Annotated in this window: 19 protein-coding genes and 1 pseudogene; 11 read left to right on the top strand and 9 right to left on the bottom strand. The window is 29.4% G+C overall.

The annotated features are described in order from the left end of the window. Window positions 1-188: 188 nt before the first annotated feature. A pseudogene (locus JJD95_RS20120) lies at window positions 189-804 on the bottom strand (DUF3267 domain-containing protein). 562 nt (window positions 805-1,366) lie between these two features. Then, window positions 1,367-1,921, bottom strand: coding sequence for a hypothetical protein (locus tag JJD95_RS14855; RefSeq protein WP_291643807.1), 555 nt, complete (start codon window positions 1,919-1,921; stop codon window positions 1,367-1,369). Window positions 1,922-2,267: 346 nt separating this feature from the next. Between JJD95_RS14855 and JJD95_RS14860 the strand changes: the two genes are divergently transcribed. From JJD95_RS14860 to JJD95_RS14870, 3 genes are all read left to right on the top strand, one after another. Next, window positions 2,268-3,566 (top strand): helix-turn-helix domain-containing protein, encoded by a 1,299-nt coding sequence (locus JJD95_RS14860; protein ID WP_291643808.1) that lies wholly within the window; start codon window positions 2,268-2,270, stop codon window positions 3,564-3,566. Between the two features lie 35 nt (window positions 3,567-3,601). Further along, the gene (locus tag JJD95_RS14865; protein ID WP_291643809.1) at window positions 3,602-3,766 is read left to right on the top strand and encodes a hypothetical protein; all 165 of its coding nucleotides are present in this window, start codon (window positions 3,602-3,604) and stop codon (window positions 3,764-3,766) included. A 241-nt stretch (window positions 3,767-4,007) separates the two neighbouring features. Next, complete coding sequence (locus tag JJD95_RS14870; RefSeq protein ID WP_291643810.1) at window positions 4,008-4,475, top strand: hypothetical protein; 468 nt, start codon at window positions 4,008-4,010, stop codon at window positions 4,473-4,475. A 243-nt stretch (window positions 4,476-4,718) separates the two neighbouring features. Here the strand turns inward: JJD95_RS14870 and JJD95_RS14875 are convergent, their stop codons facing one another. Beyond that, window positions 4,719-5,483, bottom strand: coding sequence for a DeoR/GlpR family DNA-binding transcription regulator (locus JJD95_RS14875; RefSeq protein ID WP_291643811.1), 765 nt, complete (start codon window positions 5,481-5,483; stop codon window positions 4,719-4,721). Window positions 5,484-5,658: 175 nt separating this feature from the next. Here JJD95_RS14875 and JJD95_RS14880 point away from each other — a divergent pair, with 175 nt between their 5' ends. From JJD95_RS14880 to JJD95_RS14890, 3 genes are all read left to right on the top strand, one after another. Beyond that, complete coding sequence (locus JJD95_RS14880) at window positions 5,659-6,048, top strand: VOC family protein (RefSeq protein ID WP_291643812.1); 390 nt, start codon at window positions 5,659-5,661, stop codon at window positions 6,046-6,048. 60 nt (window positions 6,049-6,108) lie between these two features. Then, the gene (locus JJD95_RS14885; protein WP_291643813.1) at window positions 6,109-6,900 is read left to right on the top strand and encodes an HAD family hydrolase; all 792 of its coding nucleotides are present in this window, start codon (window positions 6,109-6,111) and stop codon (window positions 6,898-6,900) included. 388 nt (window positions 6,901-7,288) lie between these two features. Next, window positions 7,289-9,877 (top strand): TrlF family AAA-like ATPase, encoded by a 2,589-nt coding sequence (locus tag JJD95_RS14890; protein ID WP_291643814.1) that lies wholly within the window; start codon window positions 7,289-7,291, stop codon window positions 9,875-9,877. Between the two features lie 109 nt (window positions 9,878-9,986). Here JJD95_RS14890 and JJD95_RS14895 read toward each other — a convergent pair whose 3' ends face one another. Next, a complete protein-coding gene (locus JJD95_RS14895; RefSeq protein ID WP_216103626.1) occupies window positions 9,987-10,127 on the bottom strand; it encodes a zinc ribbon-containing protein in 141 nt (46 codons plus the stop codon). A 446-nt stretch (window positions 10,128-10,573) separates the two neighbouring features. Between JJD95_RS14895 and JJD95_RS14900 the strand changes: the two genes are divergently transcribed. Both JJD95_RS14900 and JJD95_RS20125 read left to right on the top strand, forming a co-directional pair. Further along, the gene (locus JJD95_RS14900; RefSeq protein WP_291643815.1) at window positions 10,574-10,897 is read left to right on the top strand and encodes a hypothetical protein; all 324 of its coding nucleotides are present in this window, start codon (window positions 10,574-10,576) and stop codon (window positions 10,895-10,897) included. A gap of 201 nt (window positions 10,898-11,098) precedes the next feature. Continuing rightward, window positions 11,099-11,188, top strand: a complete 90-nt coding sequence (locus JJD95_RS20125) for an IS3 family transposase (RefSeq protein ID WP_367114832.1) — start codon at window positions 11,099-11,101, stop codon at window positions 11,186-11,188. A gap of 91 nt (window positions 11,189-11,279) precedes the next feature. Here JJD95_RS20125 and JJD95_RS14905 read toward each other — a convergent pair whose 3' ends face one another. The 5 genes from JJD95_RS14905 to JJD95_RS14925 all read right to left on the bottom strand — a co-directional run bounded on the left by JJD95_RS14905 (window position 11,280) and on the right by JJD95_RS14925 (window position 17,168). Next, a complete protein-coding gene (locus tag JJD95_RS14905; RefSeq protein WP_291643823.1) occupies window positions 11,280-13,088 on the bottom strand; it encodes an ABC transporter ATP-binding protein in 1,809 nt (602 codons plus the stop codon). 56 nt (window positions 13,089-13,144) lie between these two features. Beyond that, window positions 13,145-15,370 (bottom strand): ABC transporter ATP-binding protein, encoded by a 2,226-nt coding sequence (locus tag JJD95_RS14910; protein ID WP_291643816.1) that lies wholly within the window; start codon window positions 15,368-15,370, stop codon window positions 13,145-13,147. 46 nt (window positions 15,371-15,416) lie between these two features. After that, a complete protein-coding gene (locus JJD95_RS14915) occupies window positions 15,417-15,869 on the bottom strand; it encodes a MarR family winged helix-turn-helix transcriptional regulator (protein ID WP_291643817.1) in 453 nt (150 codons plus the stop codon). A 238-nt stretch (window positions 15,870-16,107) separates the two neighbouring features. Next, window positions 16,108-16,497, bottom strand: coding sequence for an HsmA family protein (locus JJD95_RS14920; RefSeq protein ID WP_291643818.1), 390 nt, complete (start codon window positions 16,495-16,497; stop codon window positions 16,108-16,110). Window positions 16,498-16,631: 134 nt separating this feature from the next. Beyond that, the gene (locus tag JJD95_RS14925; protein ID WP_291643819.1) at window positions 16,632-17,168 is read right to left on the bottom strand and encodes a TetR/AcrR family transcriptional regulator; all 537 of its coding nucleotides are present in this window, start codon (window positions 17,166-17,168) and stop codon (window positions 16,632-16,634) included. Between the two features lie 211 nt (window positions 17,169-17,379). Here JJD95_RS14925 and JJD95_RS14930 point away from each other — a divergent pair, with 211 nt between their 5' ends. The 3 genes from JJD95_RS14930 to JJD95_RS14940 are packed head-to-tail and all read left to right on the top strand — an operon-like array spanning window position 17,380 to window position 20,455. After that, entirely contained in the window at window positions 17,380-18,408 is a 1,029-nt protein-coding gene (locus JJD95_RS14930; RefSeq protein WP_291643820.1) for a LacI family DNA-binding transcriptional regulator, read from the top strand. Between the two features lie 16 nt (window positions 18,409-18,424). After that, window positions 18,425-19,093 carry a deoxyribose-phosphate aldolase gene (gene deoC, locus JJD95_RS14935; protein ID WP_291643821.1) on the top strand — a complete coding sequence of 223 codons (669 nt, stop codon included), beginning with the start codon at window positions 18,425-18,427 and terminating at the stop codon, window positions 19,091-19,093. 36 nt (window positions 19,094-19,129) lie between these two features. Then, window positions 19,130-20,455: a pyrimidine-nucleoside phosphorylase gene (locus tag JJD95_RS14940; RefSeq protein WP_291643822.1), complete on the top strand. Its 1,326-nt coding sequence runs from the start codon at window positions 19,130-19,132 to the stop codon at window positions 20,453-20,455. Window positions 20,456-20,666: the final 211 nt, after the last annotated feature.

Here is a 20,666-nt window from a genome sequence, read left to right on the forward strand (position 1 = left end):
AAGTTTAAAGGAAGTGTACATTATAATAAAGTAGTATCTTAGTTATTTAAGATGCTATTTTTTTTATTCTATTTAAGCTATAATCTAAATTAACATAATTAGAACTCGTCTGCCACCGTTTTTAGCGGTTTAGTTCTATATGAAAAAAGCGAATTAACTCAATTAAATATTATACTCATAATCGAAAGTTATTTGAAATATGTTTCAAAACCATTATTTAAAATATATGAACCGTTTGGAACCTGAATTGCCACTAAGCATATATTTAAGCAATCAACACATGATCCCATTGCATTTATTAAACAGAGGAAAATAGTGTAACTATTTAGCAACCCTAAAATATTAAGAATAAAAGGGAATATAACCGATAACAATATCAACGGCATAATAGAAATAATTAAAAATCTACTTTTTTTGATTTTTTCAGTAGTAAAAACAAATCAGATAAAACATATTAATACCCCAATATGTTTTATCTGATTTTAATACATTAGGTATAAAACAAGCATGGAGAAATTCATGTAGTGCCATGAATACAAAAAATATAATAACATATACCAGTGTAAATAAGGTTACTGTGAAAGAAAAGCTAAAGCCTTGTTTACTGTTCAGAAGTTCTTTCAACGGAGGATATAAATAAAATGCAATAAACGTACAAATAGCACCATTTATAAAAATAAATGGTAGTGAAAGTAAAGTTGTTATACCTAAATTAGATGGTTCTTTAAGCTTTGTCCACCTCGCAGCTATTAGTTTGTTGCTTAATTCTTTATCAGTAGGTGGTATTTTTTTCGTATATCTCATCAATCAAACTCCTTTCACAAAATATAAATAATTTTTGTTGCATAATAAAATACAAGTACGACACAAAAAATTTACTTAATTATCCTATTCTATATAATAGAGCTGCAACCCTTTAAAATATATTTCAAAAGCGATATGGCGCGAAATAATTAAATTTCACGACTTTTGTTGTATATGTCCATCTAGCCTATAGCCTCAAATCGAAAGTAACTCAATTACCATTGTGTTACTTTCAGAATTTAACATAGTAAATCTTGCATTATAATTAATAAGGGTAGATAAATCTATATATGACAGTTATTTTAATATTAATAAACGTTTTCTTCTCTAAAATCGGGGGAAAATTAGAAAACTGACACTAAGTAAGTGCCAGTTTTCTATATATGTTTGGGTATCCCCATATTAAGTTCATACAATAACGCTTATATTTCTATGATAATATCTAGGGAGCCTGTTTTATAGCAGTAGTAGCGCACAAGTATTGAATTTCAAAGTAATATAATTTAGCTTGTACACTTTCATTATATACGTAATTTAATTGTACATTAAAATAAGCAATTAGTTACTGATATACAACATCATTATAAGTGTTACCAGTTGGAATATAAACATAACCATATGAAACAGTAACAATACCTAGGCTGCTTGTATATGTTTGCTTTACATAACACACATATTTATCTGCTTGAAAAGCTAATTTACTGTATCTGCTTGAATCAGCTGGAATATATGTTCCTATACTTGTACTATTTGATACTGTAAGTGAACCACCTACTTGCATTTGTGTTTTTGAAATCCCTTCGGTTGTTATACTTGCTGATCCTGTTGCTGATGATGTCTTTACAGTATTAACTACATACTGGCTAGCGTGTTGCCATGATGAAGTAAGATAAGCTACAAAATATTTTGAAGTGTGGTAGTTGATTACTTGAATTTTAGTTTCAGGTGGAATTCCGATACCATCTGGGCTAACAACAGCACTAATACCATTATTAACAGGAATTTTAGTTTTAGTTGAGTCTGAACTTGTACTAGCAAAAACATTAATAGTAGAACCAATTATTAGAAAAAATGACAAAACTAACATTGATACAATTTTGGAAGCTGATTTTTTCATAGAAAACACTCCTTTTTAATTTAATATTTGTTTGAAATTAATACATGTAAATTTTAATAATTATAGTTATAAAAAACATAAAATTATATATTCACCTCTTTTATATGTATTTTATATAAGTTGAAAATAATGTATTATAACAATAATAACATATTTTATTAAAAATGTAACATAATTTTTAATAAAATAGTTACATTTCATTCGACAACTTTCTCCGTGGTTTTCAAAAAAATTATTATAACTAATATCTTAAAATTGGAAATACTACATAAATGAATTTTTATCATTGCTGATGTAGTATAATATTTTTATATAACTATAGGACTATAGGATAAGGGTGATATATATGGAATTTTTAACCACAGGGCAAAAGATAAAAAAAATAAGAAAAATTTTGAATTTGAATCAAGAAGAATTGGTTACAGATGGTATAACAAGACCATTTATTAGTATGTTGGAATCAGGAAAGAGAAGAATAAGTAATAAAAATGCAAAAATATTGGCTGAGAGTTTCAATAAAAGAGCTAAGAAGTTAAATATTGAGTTATGTGTAGATCCAAATTATATATTGAATACTCCTTCTGAAGATGCATCAAAATATTGTTTGGAAAAGCTCGCTAATACAAAATATATAGCTGATATTGAGGATATTATTAAAATATCCTCTAAGTTTAACTTAGAGGATATAAGTGCAAAAGCTTATCATAGACTAGGAGATTTATATTTTGAAATTGGTAATTATAGAGATGCCTTTGAAAAATATATAACAGTGTTAGATATTTTTAAAAGTTTTGGCAAAAAGAAATTATACGCAGATTTATATAACATTCTTGGGAAATGCAAAATGAAATTACTTCAATATCATGATGCGTTATTTTATTTTCAACGTGCGAATCATTACTCAATAACATATAGTAACAGTACAATACAAAGATTATCACTTTATAATTTAGGCCTGTGTTTAAAAAAAATTAATAAAATAGACAATGCGTTAATTTATATAAATGAATTTATAACGATGTGTGATAAAGATATCAATTTTAAAGAATATATTTATGCCAATATACTAATATGTACCTGTTATGAAACCCAAAATAATATTGATAAAGCATTGGATGTATATAATGGTTTGATTCCTAAGTTTTCTAACCAACAAGACCCTCTGCTAGCTATGATATATAGCAATTTAGGTTCAATATATTTAAAAAATAACGATTGTGTTAAAAGCCTTGATTACTATAACTTAGCACAAAAAATTAGGACGGATAAAGATGTATATAATTTGCATCGTACTATAATACAAAAAGCAGATGTGTTTATTAAGCAAAATTTTTACGACGAAGCAATAATACTTATAAAATTAGGATTAGAAATGGCTAGTAAATATAATGATTTAGAATATTTGATAAAAGGGAATTACCGATTAGCTCAAGTATATACTAATTTAAATGATTACATTAACTTGGAGAATATATATATTCACATAATTTATTTATTAAAAGATACAAAAAATGATGAACAAATTTTAAAAATATATAATTATATGAGCATTATGTATTTAAAACAGAACAATCTGGATAAAGTCGAAAATTGCTTGAAAATGTCACAAAAAATCCTTGGAAATAGTTACAATTATAGCTTATAATTTATATATAGTAATTTTTAATGGAGGTGAATTTAATGATAAATAAGTTTAAGAAGAATCTAAGCTTAATATTGACTTGCATAATGATTTATTCGGCACTGGTTGTAATTCCTATTAACAATTCATCAGAACTACATAATAAGTCTATATCACAGCCAATTATGCAGCAACCAAATGGTGAAGAACCGCCAGCATTATAGTTATTAAAATCATCTTTAACACAGTAAGTAGTATATTTACTGTAGATTTGCCCACCCAAAAGGGACAGGCTATAAAATGTTATATTTTTGGTATATCACTTTGTTTGTCTATTAAAACATCTATCATTATATTTTTATTTACAATAATTGCAATAAATCAATAGTAGTTTATTGTTTCACTTTGGTTCCATCCATTATTACATAGACCTTAATTGAATTAAAAAGGAGTGTTTTTATAAAAATGAACAATAGAACATTTAAAATTATTGGTAGTATTTTTCTTATTATTTTTATAGGATTAGCAATAATAACAACTTTAAATTATTTCAACAAAAAATCAAACATTAATGCTTTATTTGAATTTAAAGAAGTGGCATATTCTAGTTTAAAGTCGGAAATTAAACTAGAATATGATACAATTAATTTGAAGACAAAAGACAAGGTGTTAATTAATGATTCTCAAAACAAGATAGTATATCTTTTGTTGAGAAACATACCATTAAAGGAAGTTACCTCTAATATAAAAATAAAATCTGATAATTCCAATAAGGCAGATATAAATTTCAATATACAAAAAAATCAGGAATATGCTGAAAAGGATACCACTGTAAGAGTCTATAAATTTAATTATAGTATTTTAAAACTCAACATTATTGATTTACTAATAGACGATAAAATAGTACCTATAGACTTTAGTGCAGAACTATAAGGTTTTCTCCAACATTCACTACAAAAAACAATCTAAGAGATAAAATATAATTTTTTTTAATATTATACACCAATCTAAAAGGCAGCAAAGTCTAAAGCTTTTATGTTTTATACACATCTAGCCTATAGGCTCAAAGTGAAAGTAACACAATTGGTATTGTGTTACTTTCAAAATATCAATATGTGATTAACAAAGCAAACCCAGATCTAATGATCTGGGTTTGCTTGATATTTTTTTCAGACATTAAATTAAATTTATATCATATTGTTGAAGAACAGAAATGATAGTTTTGTTTGGTGGGGACTCTGTAATGATGCCATTAAAATCCATTATATTTGAAAAATTAAAAATCCCATCCATATTAAATTTTTTATTTAATGCCATTAAATATGTCTCTTTAGAAATACTCATAATAGTTTTTTTAGTATTTGCATCTTCAGAAATACTAACACTTATATTTCCATCTTTAAGATCTACTCCACTACATCCTACAAAGGCTTTATTACAACGATAAAGTTTTATTTGCTCAATAGAATGAGACCCAATACTTCCACCTACAACCGTATTATAATCTCCACCTATAAAAATAAAATGTATATTGGAATTCACTGCAATCATTGATGATATTTCAAACATATTAGTAATTAAAGTCATATTTTTATTGCTTTTTATTAGTAGTTTTGCAAGTGTGAAGGAAATAGTGGATGCATCTAAAAAAATGGTATCATTCTCTTTTATTAGATTAAATGATTTATTAGCAATAATTTCTTTTGATTCAGTATTTTTTTCCACCCTGCTATAGAAACTTTCACCTATTACTATAGTACGGTTTATGTTTATAGCACCACCATAAGTTCGTTGAAGTAATTTTCTTTTTTCCAATACTTGAAGATCTTTTCTAATCATACTTTCACTAACTTTAAATTGCAGACTTAAATCCTTAACTAATACTTTCCCATTTTCTTCTAGTATATCTATAATATATTTATACCTTTCCTGAATAAACATAATCTTCTCCAATTCATTCTCTTTTGTTCTCATTATAACAATAACAATATAATAATACAATAAAGTATATTGACAAATCGTAATAGACACCCTAAAATGATATCTAATAGTAATAAATGATATCTAATGGTAATTGCAGAGTGATTTTATAATTTTATTAAGGGAGAGAATAAATATGCCAATATTAGATTCTACAGAAATTAAACGTATAAACATTCCAACTACCAACTTACAAAAAACTATGAAATTTTATATAGATTTAGGATTCGAAACGATTTTTAGAACTTTTAATAAGGATGCAAATGAACAGGTAGCATTTCTTAGATTTAAGGATATCGTAATTGAAACTAATGAAACTTTAAATGTCCTTGGAAAACTAGGATCAACAAAGCACATTTCAATAAACATTTCTAATATTAATATCGCATTTAGAAAATGTAAATGTAGAGGATATAATTTTTTAGTTGAAGGGGTTCAATATATATCTTTTGGAGAAAACAAAATTAGTTTTTTTATATTAATAGGACCATCAAAAGAAACTATAGAAATTTATCAGAAATTATAATTATATTGTTATTCTAGATAATAAATTATTTAAATGGCAATGAGGAGGCAGAATAAATTTATGAAAAAAGCAGTGTTTTTTGACATAGATGGAACATTAATAGACTGTTTTAATGGGTTAACAGATATTACTCATAGAGTGAAAAAAGCAATTCGTATTTTGCAAACTAATGGATATTATGCATTCATTGCAACAGGTAGACCTTATGCATTTTTAAGTGAATCTTTGTTGGATTTTGGATTCGATGGTTTTATTCTTACAAATGGATCCCAAGTAAAAATCAAAGATAATCTTATTTATAAAGAACCACTTGATAAAGATTTTATAAAGGAAATAGCTAATAATTTTGAACAACTTAACATTCAATACATGTTACAAGGAGAAGTATATTCATATATGAAAGAATATTGTAAAGAATTTTATTCTTTTTATGATAGTTTAAGTATTTCTAGAAAGTACTTAAAAATTAACTATGATATTGAAAATGTAGATACCTATAAAATTGAAATGCTCTGCAAAGATAAAAAAGGTATAGATTATTGTTTATCATTAGGAAATGATAATTATGATTATATTCATAATGTAAAAGAAAACTCTTTTGAGCTTTATTCAAAAATAAATACAAAAGCTACAGGAATCTTAAAAGCATTAGCTTATTTAAATATTTCAATAGAAAATAGTTATGCTTTTGGTGATGGGAAAAATGATATAGAAATGTTATCTACAGTTGGATGTGGAATAGCTATGGGAAATGCTAGTGATGAAGTTAAAAACTATGCAAAAAAAGTGACTGATACAGTACATAATGATGGAATAGCTTTAGGAATCAAAGATTATATACTATCACTTTAACTATTGCCTTATCTAAGAGGCAGAATAATAATGATAAAATGAATGAAAAATGTTAAAAGTTCGTGTTATATCAACCTAAAGTTCGTTTATTTTATAGTGAGGTCATGGAAGCTAGTTATATAGCCAAAGTTCTCCTTTCGGATAAAAAACGAACTTTTATAATGTGTAAGTATCTTTTGATTTGTAAAATATATACAAAGGTATTTGTGTTATTTTGTTGAATTTTAATTTTAGAAAGAAGAATATATGCAACTAAATGTTGGAAATTAAACTAGGTCAGTTATATTGATCTTTTAAATTGTTTCAGGCTTATGCTATAAAAAATAGTACTTGTTAACAATACGGTAAACTGATAGTTTAAATGTAAACTTAGGGGGGGAAAATTACAATGTTTGAATCAGGTGCAGAGTGTTTGAGAATAGATTTTCATTTACATACTGAAAAAGATAAGGAGTTTAAATATACTCAAAATAGTTTTTGTAGTGATTATATTGAAAAATTAGAAAAAGAGCAAATAAGTATAGGGCTTATAACTAACCACAATAAGTTTAATCAATCTGAGTTTAAAAGTCTTAAGAGTGAAGCCAAAAAAAAAGGAATCTTTCTTATTCCAGGAGTAGAATTATCTGTAAAAGAAGGCCAGAATGGTGTTCATACATTAATATGTTTCAATGAAGATGAGTGGCTCATAAATGGTAATGATGATATAAATAATTTTTTAAATCAAGTATTTACGGGAATAGAAAATAGAGAAAATGAAAATACAAGATGTAATGAAGATATAATTAATACAATAAAAACATTAAATAAGTTTAATAAGGATTACTTTATTATTTTAGCTCATATAGAACAGTCAAGTGGTTTTGTAAAGGAGTGTGGTGGTGGTCTTATTAAAAGTTTAGCAAATCATCCAGAATTCCAACAAAAAGTATTAGCTTTTCAGAAATTAAGAACTAGAGATAACATAGAAAAACTTAAAGAGTGGATGGGCTATGAAATAGCTTTTGTAGAAGGATCAGATCCCAAAAACGTTGATGAAATTGGGAAAGGACTTAAATGTTACATTAAATTAGGTGCATATTCTTTTGATGCAGTTAAATTTTCTTTACAAGATTATAAATTTAGACTAAGTAAACAACCACAAAGTATAGGCCATGCATACATAAAATCAATAACTTTAACAGGCGGGAAACTTGATAATACAACAATTTATTTTTCAAGTGAACTTAACACATTAATAGGCGTAAGAGGCAGTGGAAAATCTTCAATACTTGAACTTTTAAGATATGGATTAAATTTAGATATTATTGAAGATAAGAAATATAAAGAAGGACTTATAGAAAACACATTATCTTCAGGGGGCATGCTTAGTATAAATCTTATAGATAAGTATGGAAAAGAATATATAATAAAACGTATATTAAATGAATCCCCAAGTGTAATGAATTGTAATGGAGATGATATTAATGTGTCGTTAAATGCTCTTATTAATAATCCACTTTATTTTGGACAAAAAGATTTATCACAAACTAAGGAAGGATATGAATTTAATCTTCTAGACAAACTATTAGGTGATAGTCTATCAGATGTAGATGATGAAATATCTAATAAGGATGCTGATTTAATTGAGGCGATATTATCTTGGCGAAGCATAGAAGATATTGAATCTAAGATAGACGATTTCAAAAATAAGAATTCTGATTTAGAACACAAGTTAAAAATTTTTACAGAAAAGGGGATAGCTGAAAAACTAAAAAAGCAGACCACATTTAACACAGATAAAATCCAGATTGATAAAGTAGAAACACAATTAACCACTGCATATACTGATTTTGAAAAACTAATAAATAAAGATCTATTGACAAAAATGGATGAATTAAAGCATTATAAATCTGAATATAATCAAGATTCTTTTGACCAAATCGATATAGAAATAGATGATTTCAAATGCTTAGTAACAGATTTAGTTAATAAAGGTTCTGATGCTAAATCCATCATAGGTGTGATTGAACAAATCAAAGAAAAATTAGCAGATGATACAAAAAATTTAAGAGAAGAATTTGCTGATATTAAAAGACAAATAGATGAACCTAATTTAAAAGCTGATGATTTTGTTCAATATTCTGCTTCAATTATTGAAAATACAAATCAAATTGGTGAGTTAAAGAAAAAGAAAAATGATAAAGAATTATTCGAACTAAGTATTAAGAAGAATATTCGAGAGCGTAATGAACTTTTGCTAAAAGAATTCAACATTTATAAATTGGAAATAGAGAGAATTAATTTTAGTCAAAAAGAACTTTCAATATCTATTGTATTTAAGGGAAATAAAGATGAATTTAAAAATATTCTTAAAAGCAGTTTTAAGGGGACTGGCATATCTGAAACAAAATATCAAAAGCTCATAGGAATTTTTTCTGATTTTGTAATGATTTTTGAAGATATTTATTTAAATGCAGGGAAAAAATTAAAAGAAGTAATTACTGATAGTGAGTATGATAAGATTAAGACTATATTTGACTCTCATCAAGCTGAATTAATGGAGCAAAAGACTCCTAATCAAATTGAAATTAATTATCATGGCAAACCACTTCATAAACATTCTTTAGGTCAACGGGCATCTGCATTAGTTTTATTTATTTTGACTCAAGAAGATAATGATTTGATTATTATTGATCAGCCGGAAGATGATTTAGATAATCAAGTTATATATAAAGAATTAATTAACACAATAAAATTAAAAAAACCAAATATGCAATTTATATTTGCAACCCACAATGCTAATATTCCAGTCCTAGGGGATGCAGAGCAAGTGATTTCAACAGATTACAATGAAAAACAGATAGGTATAATAAGCGGTAGTATTGATGATGCCAGTATACAAAATAAGATTGTTGATATTATGGAAGGTGGTCCAGATGCATTTGAAAGACGAAATAGTATTTATAAGTTATGGAAATTAAAGAATAAAAAATAAGTACCTGCCAACATTTCTCTGAATCACACCAACAGCAATAAAAAGCATACAACATAACGAAAATTATGTTGTATGCCTTTATATTTTTTCCAATACAAGTTAAAGTGTTTTAAGCTTTTGTATATTCAGTAGCATGACATTTAGGACATGGTGGTAAAGTATCAGTAATATCATCTAAAACAACTTTTTCTCCACATGTAGTACAAACATAAGTGCCTTTACCGGGCTTTTGACCAGTTTTATAAATCATTTGAATCACTTCCTTCTATATAGTTAATTCGATAATATCAAATATAATCCTTTATATATACCTATAAATCGTAACCTACAATTACCCTTAAAATGACAAATTCATAGTTTCTTCATTCAAGATAAAAAATGTTATCTTGAATGAAAGAAGAACTGAAATTTTGAAATTTTTTACTAATGATGAAAGACTTAAAATATTATTATAATCCATAGAATAGTAAGGAGCTTAAAAATTTGGTTTCTTTTTTATTTTGTCACTTCAATATTTATTCGAATTTATAAAGTTCGTGTTTAATGTAAAAGGCGAACTTTAGCTATATTACTGCGTTTGAAAAGTACCAACACTAAACTTAAATGAAAAGCGAACTTTTTGTTGATAAAACGCGAACTTATACATTAATTATATTAATGGGTAACAAATAAATTATAGAAAGTTGGTGTAAATAAATGGTGCCATTAACAACGGAGCAATATAAAAATATAATAGAGGTTATGAAGCAAGGATTTAATAATGGAGATAAAGAGTTTCGAGGTAATGATAGAATTGCAACTGCATTAGTAATTCAAGCTAATTTATGTTTAAGGATTGGAGATATATTAAATTTAAGATTGTATGATATAATTCGCGACGGAGATAGATATCGGTTAAATATTGTAGAGGATAAGACGAATAAGAAAAGATCCTTTACCGTTCCTGTTGAAATTTATAATTATATAAAAATGTATGTGCTTGAAAATAATATATCAATTCATTTCTTCCGTTATCTATAGGTAATATATATAATCTTCGAAAATATTTTGCAACTCAAATTTATATTAACAATAATAAGTGTTTTCTACTAATTTCAGAAGGTAACATAACAATGCAAAATTCCTCCATTAAACTATGGAGGCTAACCTTTGTCATAAACTTTTCCTTGTAAGTATATAAGCTGTTGCTTTAATATTTTTGTTTTTTGATAGAAGAAGATTATCTTTGCTACTGTTAATAACGATAGATACCAGTGGGGATTAAATAAAATGAGCCCTGCTCAATACAGAACTCATTTTCAAGTAGCATAGGTCATTTTTTTAAAAACTGTCTAATTTATGGGTTATAGTTCACAATACAGAAATCAACTTTTAGTTGCATAGTCTTTTTTAAAATTATTATTTAGCTAGCCTCAACCACATCAAATTGGCTATTATAAAGATCAGCATAAAATTCACCTTTTGCAAGAAGATCTTTATGATTTCCCTGTTCTACAATATCACCGTGATCCATAACAAGAATTAAATCGGCATCACGAATTGTTGATAAACGGTGAGCAATTATAAAGCTAGTTCTATTTTCCATTAAGTGACTCATAGCCCTTTGTATCTGAACCTCTGTACGAGTATCTACAGAGCTTGTTGCTTCATCCAAGATAAGGATCTTAGGATCTGCAAGGATAGCCCGCGCTATAGTTAGTAGTTGTTTTTGTCCTTGAGACACATTTGATGCTTCTTCATTAAGCAGCATATTGTAACCGTCTGGTAAAGTATGAACAAAGCTATCTGCATGTGCTGCCTTAGCTGCTGCTATAACTTCATCATCCGTCGCATCAAGACGACCGTAACGTATATTTTCCATTATACTAGCATTATATAGCCAAGTATCTTGCAAAACCATACCAAACATTGCACGCAAATCATTACGAGTAAAATCATTTATATTATAACCATCTATCTCTATTGCACCTTCATTGATATCATAAAAACGCATTAATAGTTTAACCATGGTAGTTTTACCTGCACCAGTAGGTCCAACAATAGCAACCTTCTGTCCGGGTTTCACTGAAACAGAGAAATTATTAATAATGATTTTATCAGTAGAGTATCCAAAATGAACATCCTTGAAATCAACTTGACCTTTAACGTCATTGTGTTCTACTGGAGTAGAGGTTTCAGGTACTTCATCCTCTTCCTCTAAGAATTCAAATACACGTTCTGCTGAAGCTGCAGTTTGTTGAAGTATATTAGAAATTTGTGCAAGTTGTGCAAGTGGCTGTGTAAATTGACGCACATATTGGATAAATGCTTGAATATCACCAACTTTAATAGTTCCCGTTGCGGCAAGGTAACCACCGAGTATTGATACTGCCACATAACCTAAATTACCTACAAAGTTCATAAGGGGCATCATTATACTAGTTAAAAATTGTGCTTTCCATGCTACTCCAAATAGCTTATTGTTCATCTTGTCAAATTTATCAACACTTTGTTTTTCTCCATTAAAGGCTTTCATTACAATGTGGCCACCATACATTTCTTCAACATGGCCATTTACGTTACCTAAATAATCTTGTTGCTGTTTAAAGAATATTTGAGATTTTTTTACGATAACTATAACAAGTCCCATGGATAGAGGAATCATTATCATTGAAGCAAGAGTTAATTGCCAACTTATAGTAAGCATCATAATGAGTACGCCCACAACAGTTATAACTGACGTAATAATTTGACTTAAGCTTTGATTAAGAGTCTGACTGAGAGTGTCAACATCGTTAGTAACACGCGATAATATCTCCCCATGATTTGTACTGTCAAAGTATTTAAGAGGCATACTATTAATTTTCTCTGAGATGTCTTTTCTTAATTTATAACTTACTTTCATAGACACATCTGCCATTATAAATCCCTGAATGTAACTGAAGAGTGCACTTATAACGTATAGAACTAGAAGTATAATGATGATTCTTCCTATATAATCAAAATCAATACTGCCTGTGCCAGCTATTTTAGCGAGAGCACCTTCAAATAATTTAGTTGTGACCGTTCCTAAAACCTTTGGTCCTATTATAGTAAATGTAGAGCTAGCTATTGCAAATATTAATACTGTAATAATCGAAAGTTTATAAACGCTCAAGTATTTAATCAGTTTTTTCATGGTGCCTTTAAAATCACGGGCTTTTTCGCCCGCTGCCATTGAACCGGGGCCCATATGTCCGCCCCCTCCTTGCCTTTTAGGAGGACGAGTCTCTTTTTTATTGTGTTCACTCATGATAATTCCTCCTTTGAAAGTTGTGATAGCGCAATTTCCTGATAAGTAGTACAGTTTTCCATAAGTTCCTTATGAGTACCGGTGCCAACTATCGTACCTTTATCAAGAACAATTATCTGCTCTGCATTTTTTATTGTGGATATACGTTGCCCAACAATTAAAAATGTACTAGAGGAAATTTGTGTTTTAAGTGCTTTTCGAAGTAGCACATCTGTTTTAAAATCTAGTGCTGAGAAGCTATCATCGAAGATATAAATCTTAGCTTTCTTTACAAGAGCACGTGCAATAGATAATCTTTGTTTTTGACCACCTGAAACATTTGCACCACCCTGGGATATTTCACGTTTGAATCCTTCTGAATTTTCATTTATAAATTCCATAGCTTGTGCGATTTCAGCGGATTTTTTTATATCGTCATCTGTGGCAGACTCATCTGCATATTTTAAATTTGATTCGATTGTACCTTGGAATAAAGAGCTTATCTGAGGTACATAACCAATATGCGAGCGAAGTTCATGTTGTGACACTTCGCTTATACTTATGCCATCAATAAGGATTTCTCCTCTTGTTATATCATAAAAACGGGGGAGTAAATTTATTAGTGTAGACTTACCTGCACCGGTAGAACCTATAAACGCAGTAGTTTCACCTGGCATGGCTTTAAAACTAATATTCTTAAGAACATCTTCCTCGGCTCCTGGATACTTAAAAGATACATTTTTAAATTCCACGAGGCCTTGAGCATTACTCTCAAAATGTTTAGGGTTTATAGGATCTATAATAGTAGGTTCTATTTTCAAAACTTCGTAAATTCTCTGTGCAGAAACAGAGGCTCTTGGTATCATAATAAACATCATGGACATCATAATAAATGCGAAAATAATTTGCATAGCATATTGCATAAAGGCCATCATATCTCCTACCTGCATACTTGAAGCCGCAATTTGATGTGCACCAACCCAAACGATAAGTAGTGTTACGCCATTCATTATAAACATCATAGCGGGGAATAATGCTACCATTACACGATTTACGAATAGATTCGTTTTTGTAAGGTCAGTATTTGCCTTGTCAAATCTACCTTCTTCAAATTTCTGAGTATTGAAAGACCTTATTACCATCATTCCTGAAAGGTTTTCACGGGTAACTAAATTTAGTCTATCAATAAGTTTTTGAATAATTTTAAACTTTGGAAGAGCAATCGCAAAAATACTCCCAATTAACCCCAAAAGGATTATAACTGCCAGTGCAATAACCCAAGACATAGATGCACTCTTACTAAGAGCTTTCATAATGCCACCAATACCCAAGATAGGTGCATAAATCACCATTCTTATGGCTATTACTAAAACCGTCTGAATTTGTGTAATATCATTAGTAGTTCTAGTTATTAGTGAAGCTGTAGAAAATTTGTCAAACTCTGTACTTGAGAAACTTTCTACCTTCGTAAAGATATCTTTTCTTAAATTTCGTGCAAGTCCGGTGGCGGTTTTCGAAGCCAAGAATCCAACCGCAACAGTACATGCTGCACCAAGTAAGGATAATAAAAGCATATACATACCTACGTTTAGAATATAGCTACTTTGGATTTTATCTGTATCCATTCCAAGGGCATCATATTCCATTTTAATAGGAGCTGCAGTAGCTTGAATAATCATGCTATCATCTAAAGCAGTAAATCTTTTATTCATTTCTTCACTTATTTTAGCACGTTGCTGTGCAGGCAACTTAGCGAGTAATGCAAATAAATCAGTGCCAGCAGGTAATTTTGTTCCGTTAAAAGACATTTCACCACCATTTGCATCAGCCTTCATTTTTTCAATACCAGAAACTGATAAAAATGCTTTTCCAATTATGGGATTTAGCTTATCGATTTCTGTTTTATCAATATCTTTTAATACATATATAGGCTCTTTTTCAAGGGTTTTGTAATCCACAACATATTTATTATAATCAGAACTTGACTTGTCAACCAATATATAATTGTTTGCAACCTCAGTTTTTCCTGTATCACTAATAAATAATGTAAGTTTATCCATTGTACTTTTTCGTAGGGCCTCTGGTACTGCACTTTCAATACCACCTTGCTGTATTCCTTTATTTACAATGTTAGACATATAATCTGGCAGTGAAAGATCAGCCATGGCTTGCACAAATAATAGAATTATTGCAAGAAAAATCATGTAAGTAAATGGCTTTAAATATTTTGATAGTTTAAACAATGTATAATCAACTCCTTATTTAATCGTATAGTAGTATGTAAATCTGTTAATGAAGTTCATTGTTCTTTTGTTTATCCATTAACTGCTCTAATGTATCAAAACCTTTTAATATTGTGTCAATTTCTTCGTCAGTAGCCATTTTCATTATCTCTTCAAAAGTTTGTTCAATTTTACAAAAGTTTGTTTTGGAATTCTTTTTGAATTCAGCACTTATATTTACGTAAACAACCCTTCTATCTTCATTACTTCTAGTTCTTTCAACCAAACCTTGCTTTTCCAGTCTATCTATAATCCCAGATACGGTTGAATTTGATAATCCTATTTTTTCACTTAAATCACTTATTTTCATTTCTCCATCATGGGATAATATACCCATCATCATGCCTTGTGGACCTGTTAAATTCATTTCGTTAAAATGCTGACCCATACTACTTTTTAGCATATGACCTACTCGTTTCAGAGAACGAAATATTTTAATTCCACTACTTATTTCACTCAATTTCTCACCTTCTCCTCTAATAGGTTATCATACGAAAATTCGCATAAGTATATTTCGCATCAATATATTTCGTATACAAAATATATTTTACTGCTTAAATTATTGTTCGTCAACATAAATCTTTAATTGATTGTTAAATATATGTTACCTTCTAATTAAGCTATATAAAGTATAATGAAAAGAGAAGAGACCTAATGCTATAAATGCAATAGATCTCTTATCTTTATAAAATTATTTTTTATTTACCCATATGGGACGCAGCTCCAGAGATAAAAGGAACCAACCAAATAATCCAAACTATTATACTGAATTTATGGAATTTGGATATCATATATTCATTTTTCCGAGTAAGAACAACTGCGGCCCATATAGCATGAATAAGCATTAGGACTATAGCAATAACACCTGTAATTCCATGTAAATTGGGGGATGAGTTTACCACAGCTGAATTACTTGATATACTTTCCATAAGTAATGTACCAGTTGTATCACATACGAGGCCTAATAGGAACAAACCCAAATGCCAAGGCTTAAGCGTTCCTTGAATCTTTTCACCCCATACACCGATTGTGTAAAAGACAAGAGCTAAGGTTATAAAAACAATTGCATAAATTAACATAATATTCATCCTTCGTTTTTTTTATATATTTAGAATCTCATGACCTGCGTTTTGTAAGTTTTATCCTGGTTTGTGAATCATGTTCATATAGTTTTCGAAAAATATCTTATACTAATATAAAGTATAAGATAAAAAAACTGCTATTATATTTTCAAACTATCATATAGCTCATCAAAACTTATAAACTTATTTTTGTTAAGATACATTAAGTTAGAAACAATAAGTTCTGCAAGCTTATAAGAAGAAAGAGTGGAAATTACGTTCCCTTTAGCTTTTTCAATGTCTAACAGTTCACTTATTTTAGTGTATAGAACATCATATCTATTAGTTTCTCTACATTTGTAATCATTACCACTAAGCATAGTCATTTCATAAAATATTGGTATGTAGTTAGCTACAAACATCCCCATTGATACATATATTTTTCTGAATTTTTCTTTGCAAGGTTCCTCTGTAATTTTTAGCTCATCTACTAGATTAGATACTTTCTTCCAATCACCCCTAAAGATCTCTACTACAAGTTTCTCTTTAGTGGAAAAATAATTATAAAAAGTTCCTGTGCCAATGTTACAGCTTTTGGCAAGTTCCCTTATGCTTAATTCTTTAAAGCTTTGAGTTAAGAGAATATTTTTAGCTTCTAAAATTATAGTTTCTCTTAAGTTTTCGATAACTTTGGGCATATTGTCACCTCTTTTATGAACTGTGTTCAGCATAACACTAATATTTTATAATTTCAAGTATAACACTAAAAATAAAAGTAAATTCTATTGAAATTTACATAACCTTGCAGTATACTAAATATGAAAGCGGTAACATATTTAAGAAAATTAATTATGCTCGTTAGTTATTCGGAATTCTGTAAGCGTTTTCCTAAATGTGAGGAGGCCTAAAATGACGGTTACAATAAGTGATATTGCTAAAAAGGTGGGAGTATCTCATGCAACAGTATCAAGAGTTTTAAACACTTCAGGATATGTAAAAGATGAAACAAGAGAAAAGGTTTTAAATGTTATTAAAGAGCTTAATTATACACCAAGTGCTATAGCTAGAAGCCTCTCTACTAGTAAAACAAATACCATTGGGGTTATAGTTCCAGATATAAACAATTTATTTTTTGGAGATATAATTAAAGGTATTACTGAGATTGCTGATCTGCATAATTTAAATATAATTCTTTGCGGCACTGATGAGGATAAAGATAAGGAACTAAAAGCTATTAATGCTCTGAGGGAACAAAGGATTCAAGGACTTATAATAACTCCAACTTTCTACAAGAATTTAAATAATAGTGAAAATTTAAAATCTCTTAAAAAATTAGGAATTCCAATAATATTAATTGATGGTCATGTTGAGTATCTTGACTTTAGTGGAGTTTTTATCGATCACATACAAGGTGCTTATGATGGAACATCTGCTTTGATAGAAGCGGGACACAGAAAAATAGCTATGATTACAGGAGCTATGAAGTCTAGACCTGCAGTAGAGAGACTAATAGGGTATAAAAAGGCCCTACAAGCTAATAATATTCCTATAGAAGATAAATATATATTTTATGGTGATTATTCACATGAGACTACTTATGAAATAACAAAAGAAATATTGAAAATGGATAACAGACCCACTGCTATTTTTGTAAGTAGTAATACTATGATGCTTGGCTGCATAAAAGCTTTTTATGAAGAAAAGTTAGATATACCAAAGGATATGGCCATTATTGGATTTGATAGGGTTGAGGCATTAAATATAATAGGAATGAACATTAGTTTTATTAATGGTCCATCTATCGAACTTGGTAGAATTGGTATGAAGATGCTACTAGAAAGTTTAAAAAGTGTGGAGCCTAGGGAGATTAAAAGAATAACTATTTTGCCAGAGCTTATGTTAAGCGGATCAGAAAAGTATATAGAAAAAAATAAATAAAAAGGGTGGATTAATTATGAAAATTGAGCAATATATTGACCATACACTATTAAAACAGCAGGCAAGTGAGGAAGAAATTATAAAAATTTGCAGGGAAGCTAAAGAATACGGATTCGCTTCTGTATGCGCTAATGCATATTATACAGCTCTTGTAAGTAAAGAGTTAAAAGGATCTAATGTAAAAACATGTATAGTTGTTGGATTTCCACTAGGGGCTACGACTAAAGAAGTAAAAGCATTTGAAGCAAAACAAGCTATTGAAAATGGAGCTCAGGAAATAGATATGGTAGTTAATGTTGGTGCTATAAAATCAAACAAGTATGATGTAGTAAAAGAAGATATCAAAGCAGTAGTTGAAGCTTCAAAAGGGAGAGCATTAGTTAAAGTGATACTAGAAACATGTCTTTTAACTGACGAAGAGAAAGTCAAAGTATGCGTAATATGTAAAGAAGCTAACGCAGATTTTGTAAAAACTTCAACAGGATTCTCAACAGGTGGAGCTACAGTTCATGATATAAAATTAATGAGGGAAACTGTAGGACCTAACATGGGAGTTAAAGCAGCAGGGGCAGTAAGAACGGCTGAAGATGCAAAAGCTGTGATTGAAGCTGGCGCTAGTAGAATTGGAGCTAGTAGTTCTATTGCAATAGTTAGTGGAACTAAAGATTCAGATTCTACTTATTAATTAGTAAATAAATAAAAAAATTAGAGGTGAGATAATATGAGAATGTACGATCTAATAATGAAAAAAAGAGATGGCAGAGAGCTTACTAAAGAAGAAATTGATTTTTTTATAGAGGGATATACAAGTGGTGCTATTCCTGATTATCAAGTATCGGCGTTACTTATGGCTATTTACTTCCAAAAGATGAATAAGAGTGAAACAACGAATTTAACAATGGCAATGGTTAATAGTGGTGAAATAATTGATTTATCTGCTATTGAGGGTATTAAAGTTGATAAACATAGTACTGGTGGTGTAGGGGATACAACTACACTTATACTTGGGCCTATCGTTGCAGCAGCAGGAGTACCTGTTGCTAAAATGTCAGGAAGAGGACTTGGACATACTGGTGGAACCATTGATAAATTAGAATCATTTGATGGTTTCTCAACTACCATGACAATTGAAAAGTTTATGCAAAACGTAAATGATGTTAAAATCGCAATAGGTGGTCAAACCGCTGATTTAGCACCAGCAGATAAAAAGCTATACGCACTTCGTGATGTTACTGCAACTGTTGATAATATGTCTTTAATTGCAGGAAGCATAATGAGTAAAAAAATAGCTTCTGGAGCAGATGCTATAGTGCTTGATGTAAAAACAGGTAGTGGTGCATTTATGAAAAATCAAGATGATTCTTTTGAACTTGCTAGAGAAATGGTTGATATAGGAAACAATGTGGGGAGAAATACTATTGGTGTGATAACTGATATGGACCAACCCTTAGGTTTTGCAATTGGTAATGCACTAGAAGTAAAAGAAGCTATAGATACATTAAAAGGAGAAGGACCGGAAGACCTCACAGAACTTTGCTTAACACTCGGAGCTCATATGCTTGTACTGGGGGAAAAAGCAAAGAATAGTAAAGAGGCAAGGGAAATACTTAAAGATATTATAAAATCAGGAAAAGGTCTCCAAAAATTAAGAGAACTTGTAGTAGCACAAGGCGGAAATCCAGCTTATGTAGATGATCCAACGTTATTTCCATTGCCAGCTATTGTAGAGAAAGTTATATCAAATAAGGTTGGTTATGTAAAAGGAATAAAAGCTGATGACATAGGAAGAGCAGCACTAGTTTTAGGTGCTGGACGTGAAACTAAAGAAAGTGTAATAGATTTGTCAGTGGGGATTGTTCTCCATAAGAAAATTGGAGATTTTGTAAAGAAAGATGAGGCTATTGCAACTATTTATGCCAGTGATGGAGGCAAACAAAAAGTATCTCAAAAAATGATATTAGAGGCATATGAAATAGTAAAAGAAGAAATAAAAGCTAAGCCTTTAATTAAAGGTATTGTTACAAAAGATGGTATTACAAGATATTAATTAAATATTTTAAATTCTCAACTGATTTTAGTAGAGTGTGAAAGTATATATTACTAAAAATGCGTTTGCTTGGCATTAGTAATATATACTTTTTTCTTCTTTTAATTGTAAGCGATGGAACAAACACCGTAATGTAAATTAACCTCCTGTTTGATATACTTTGATAAAGTAGTCGATGGGAGGTTTTATTTTGAGATCCACAGCTGAAGAT

This window comes from Clostridium sp. (assembly GCF_016650035.1).
Classification (GTDB): Bacteria; Bacillota; Clostridia; order Clostridiales; family Clostridiaceae; genus Clostridium_AD.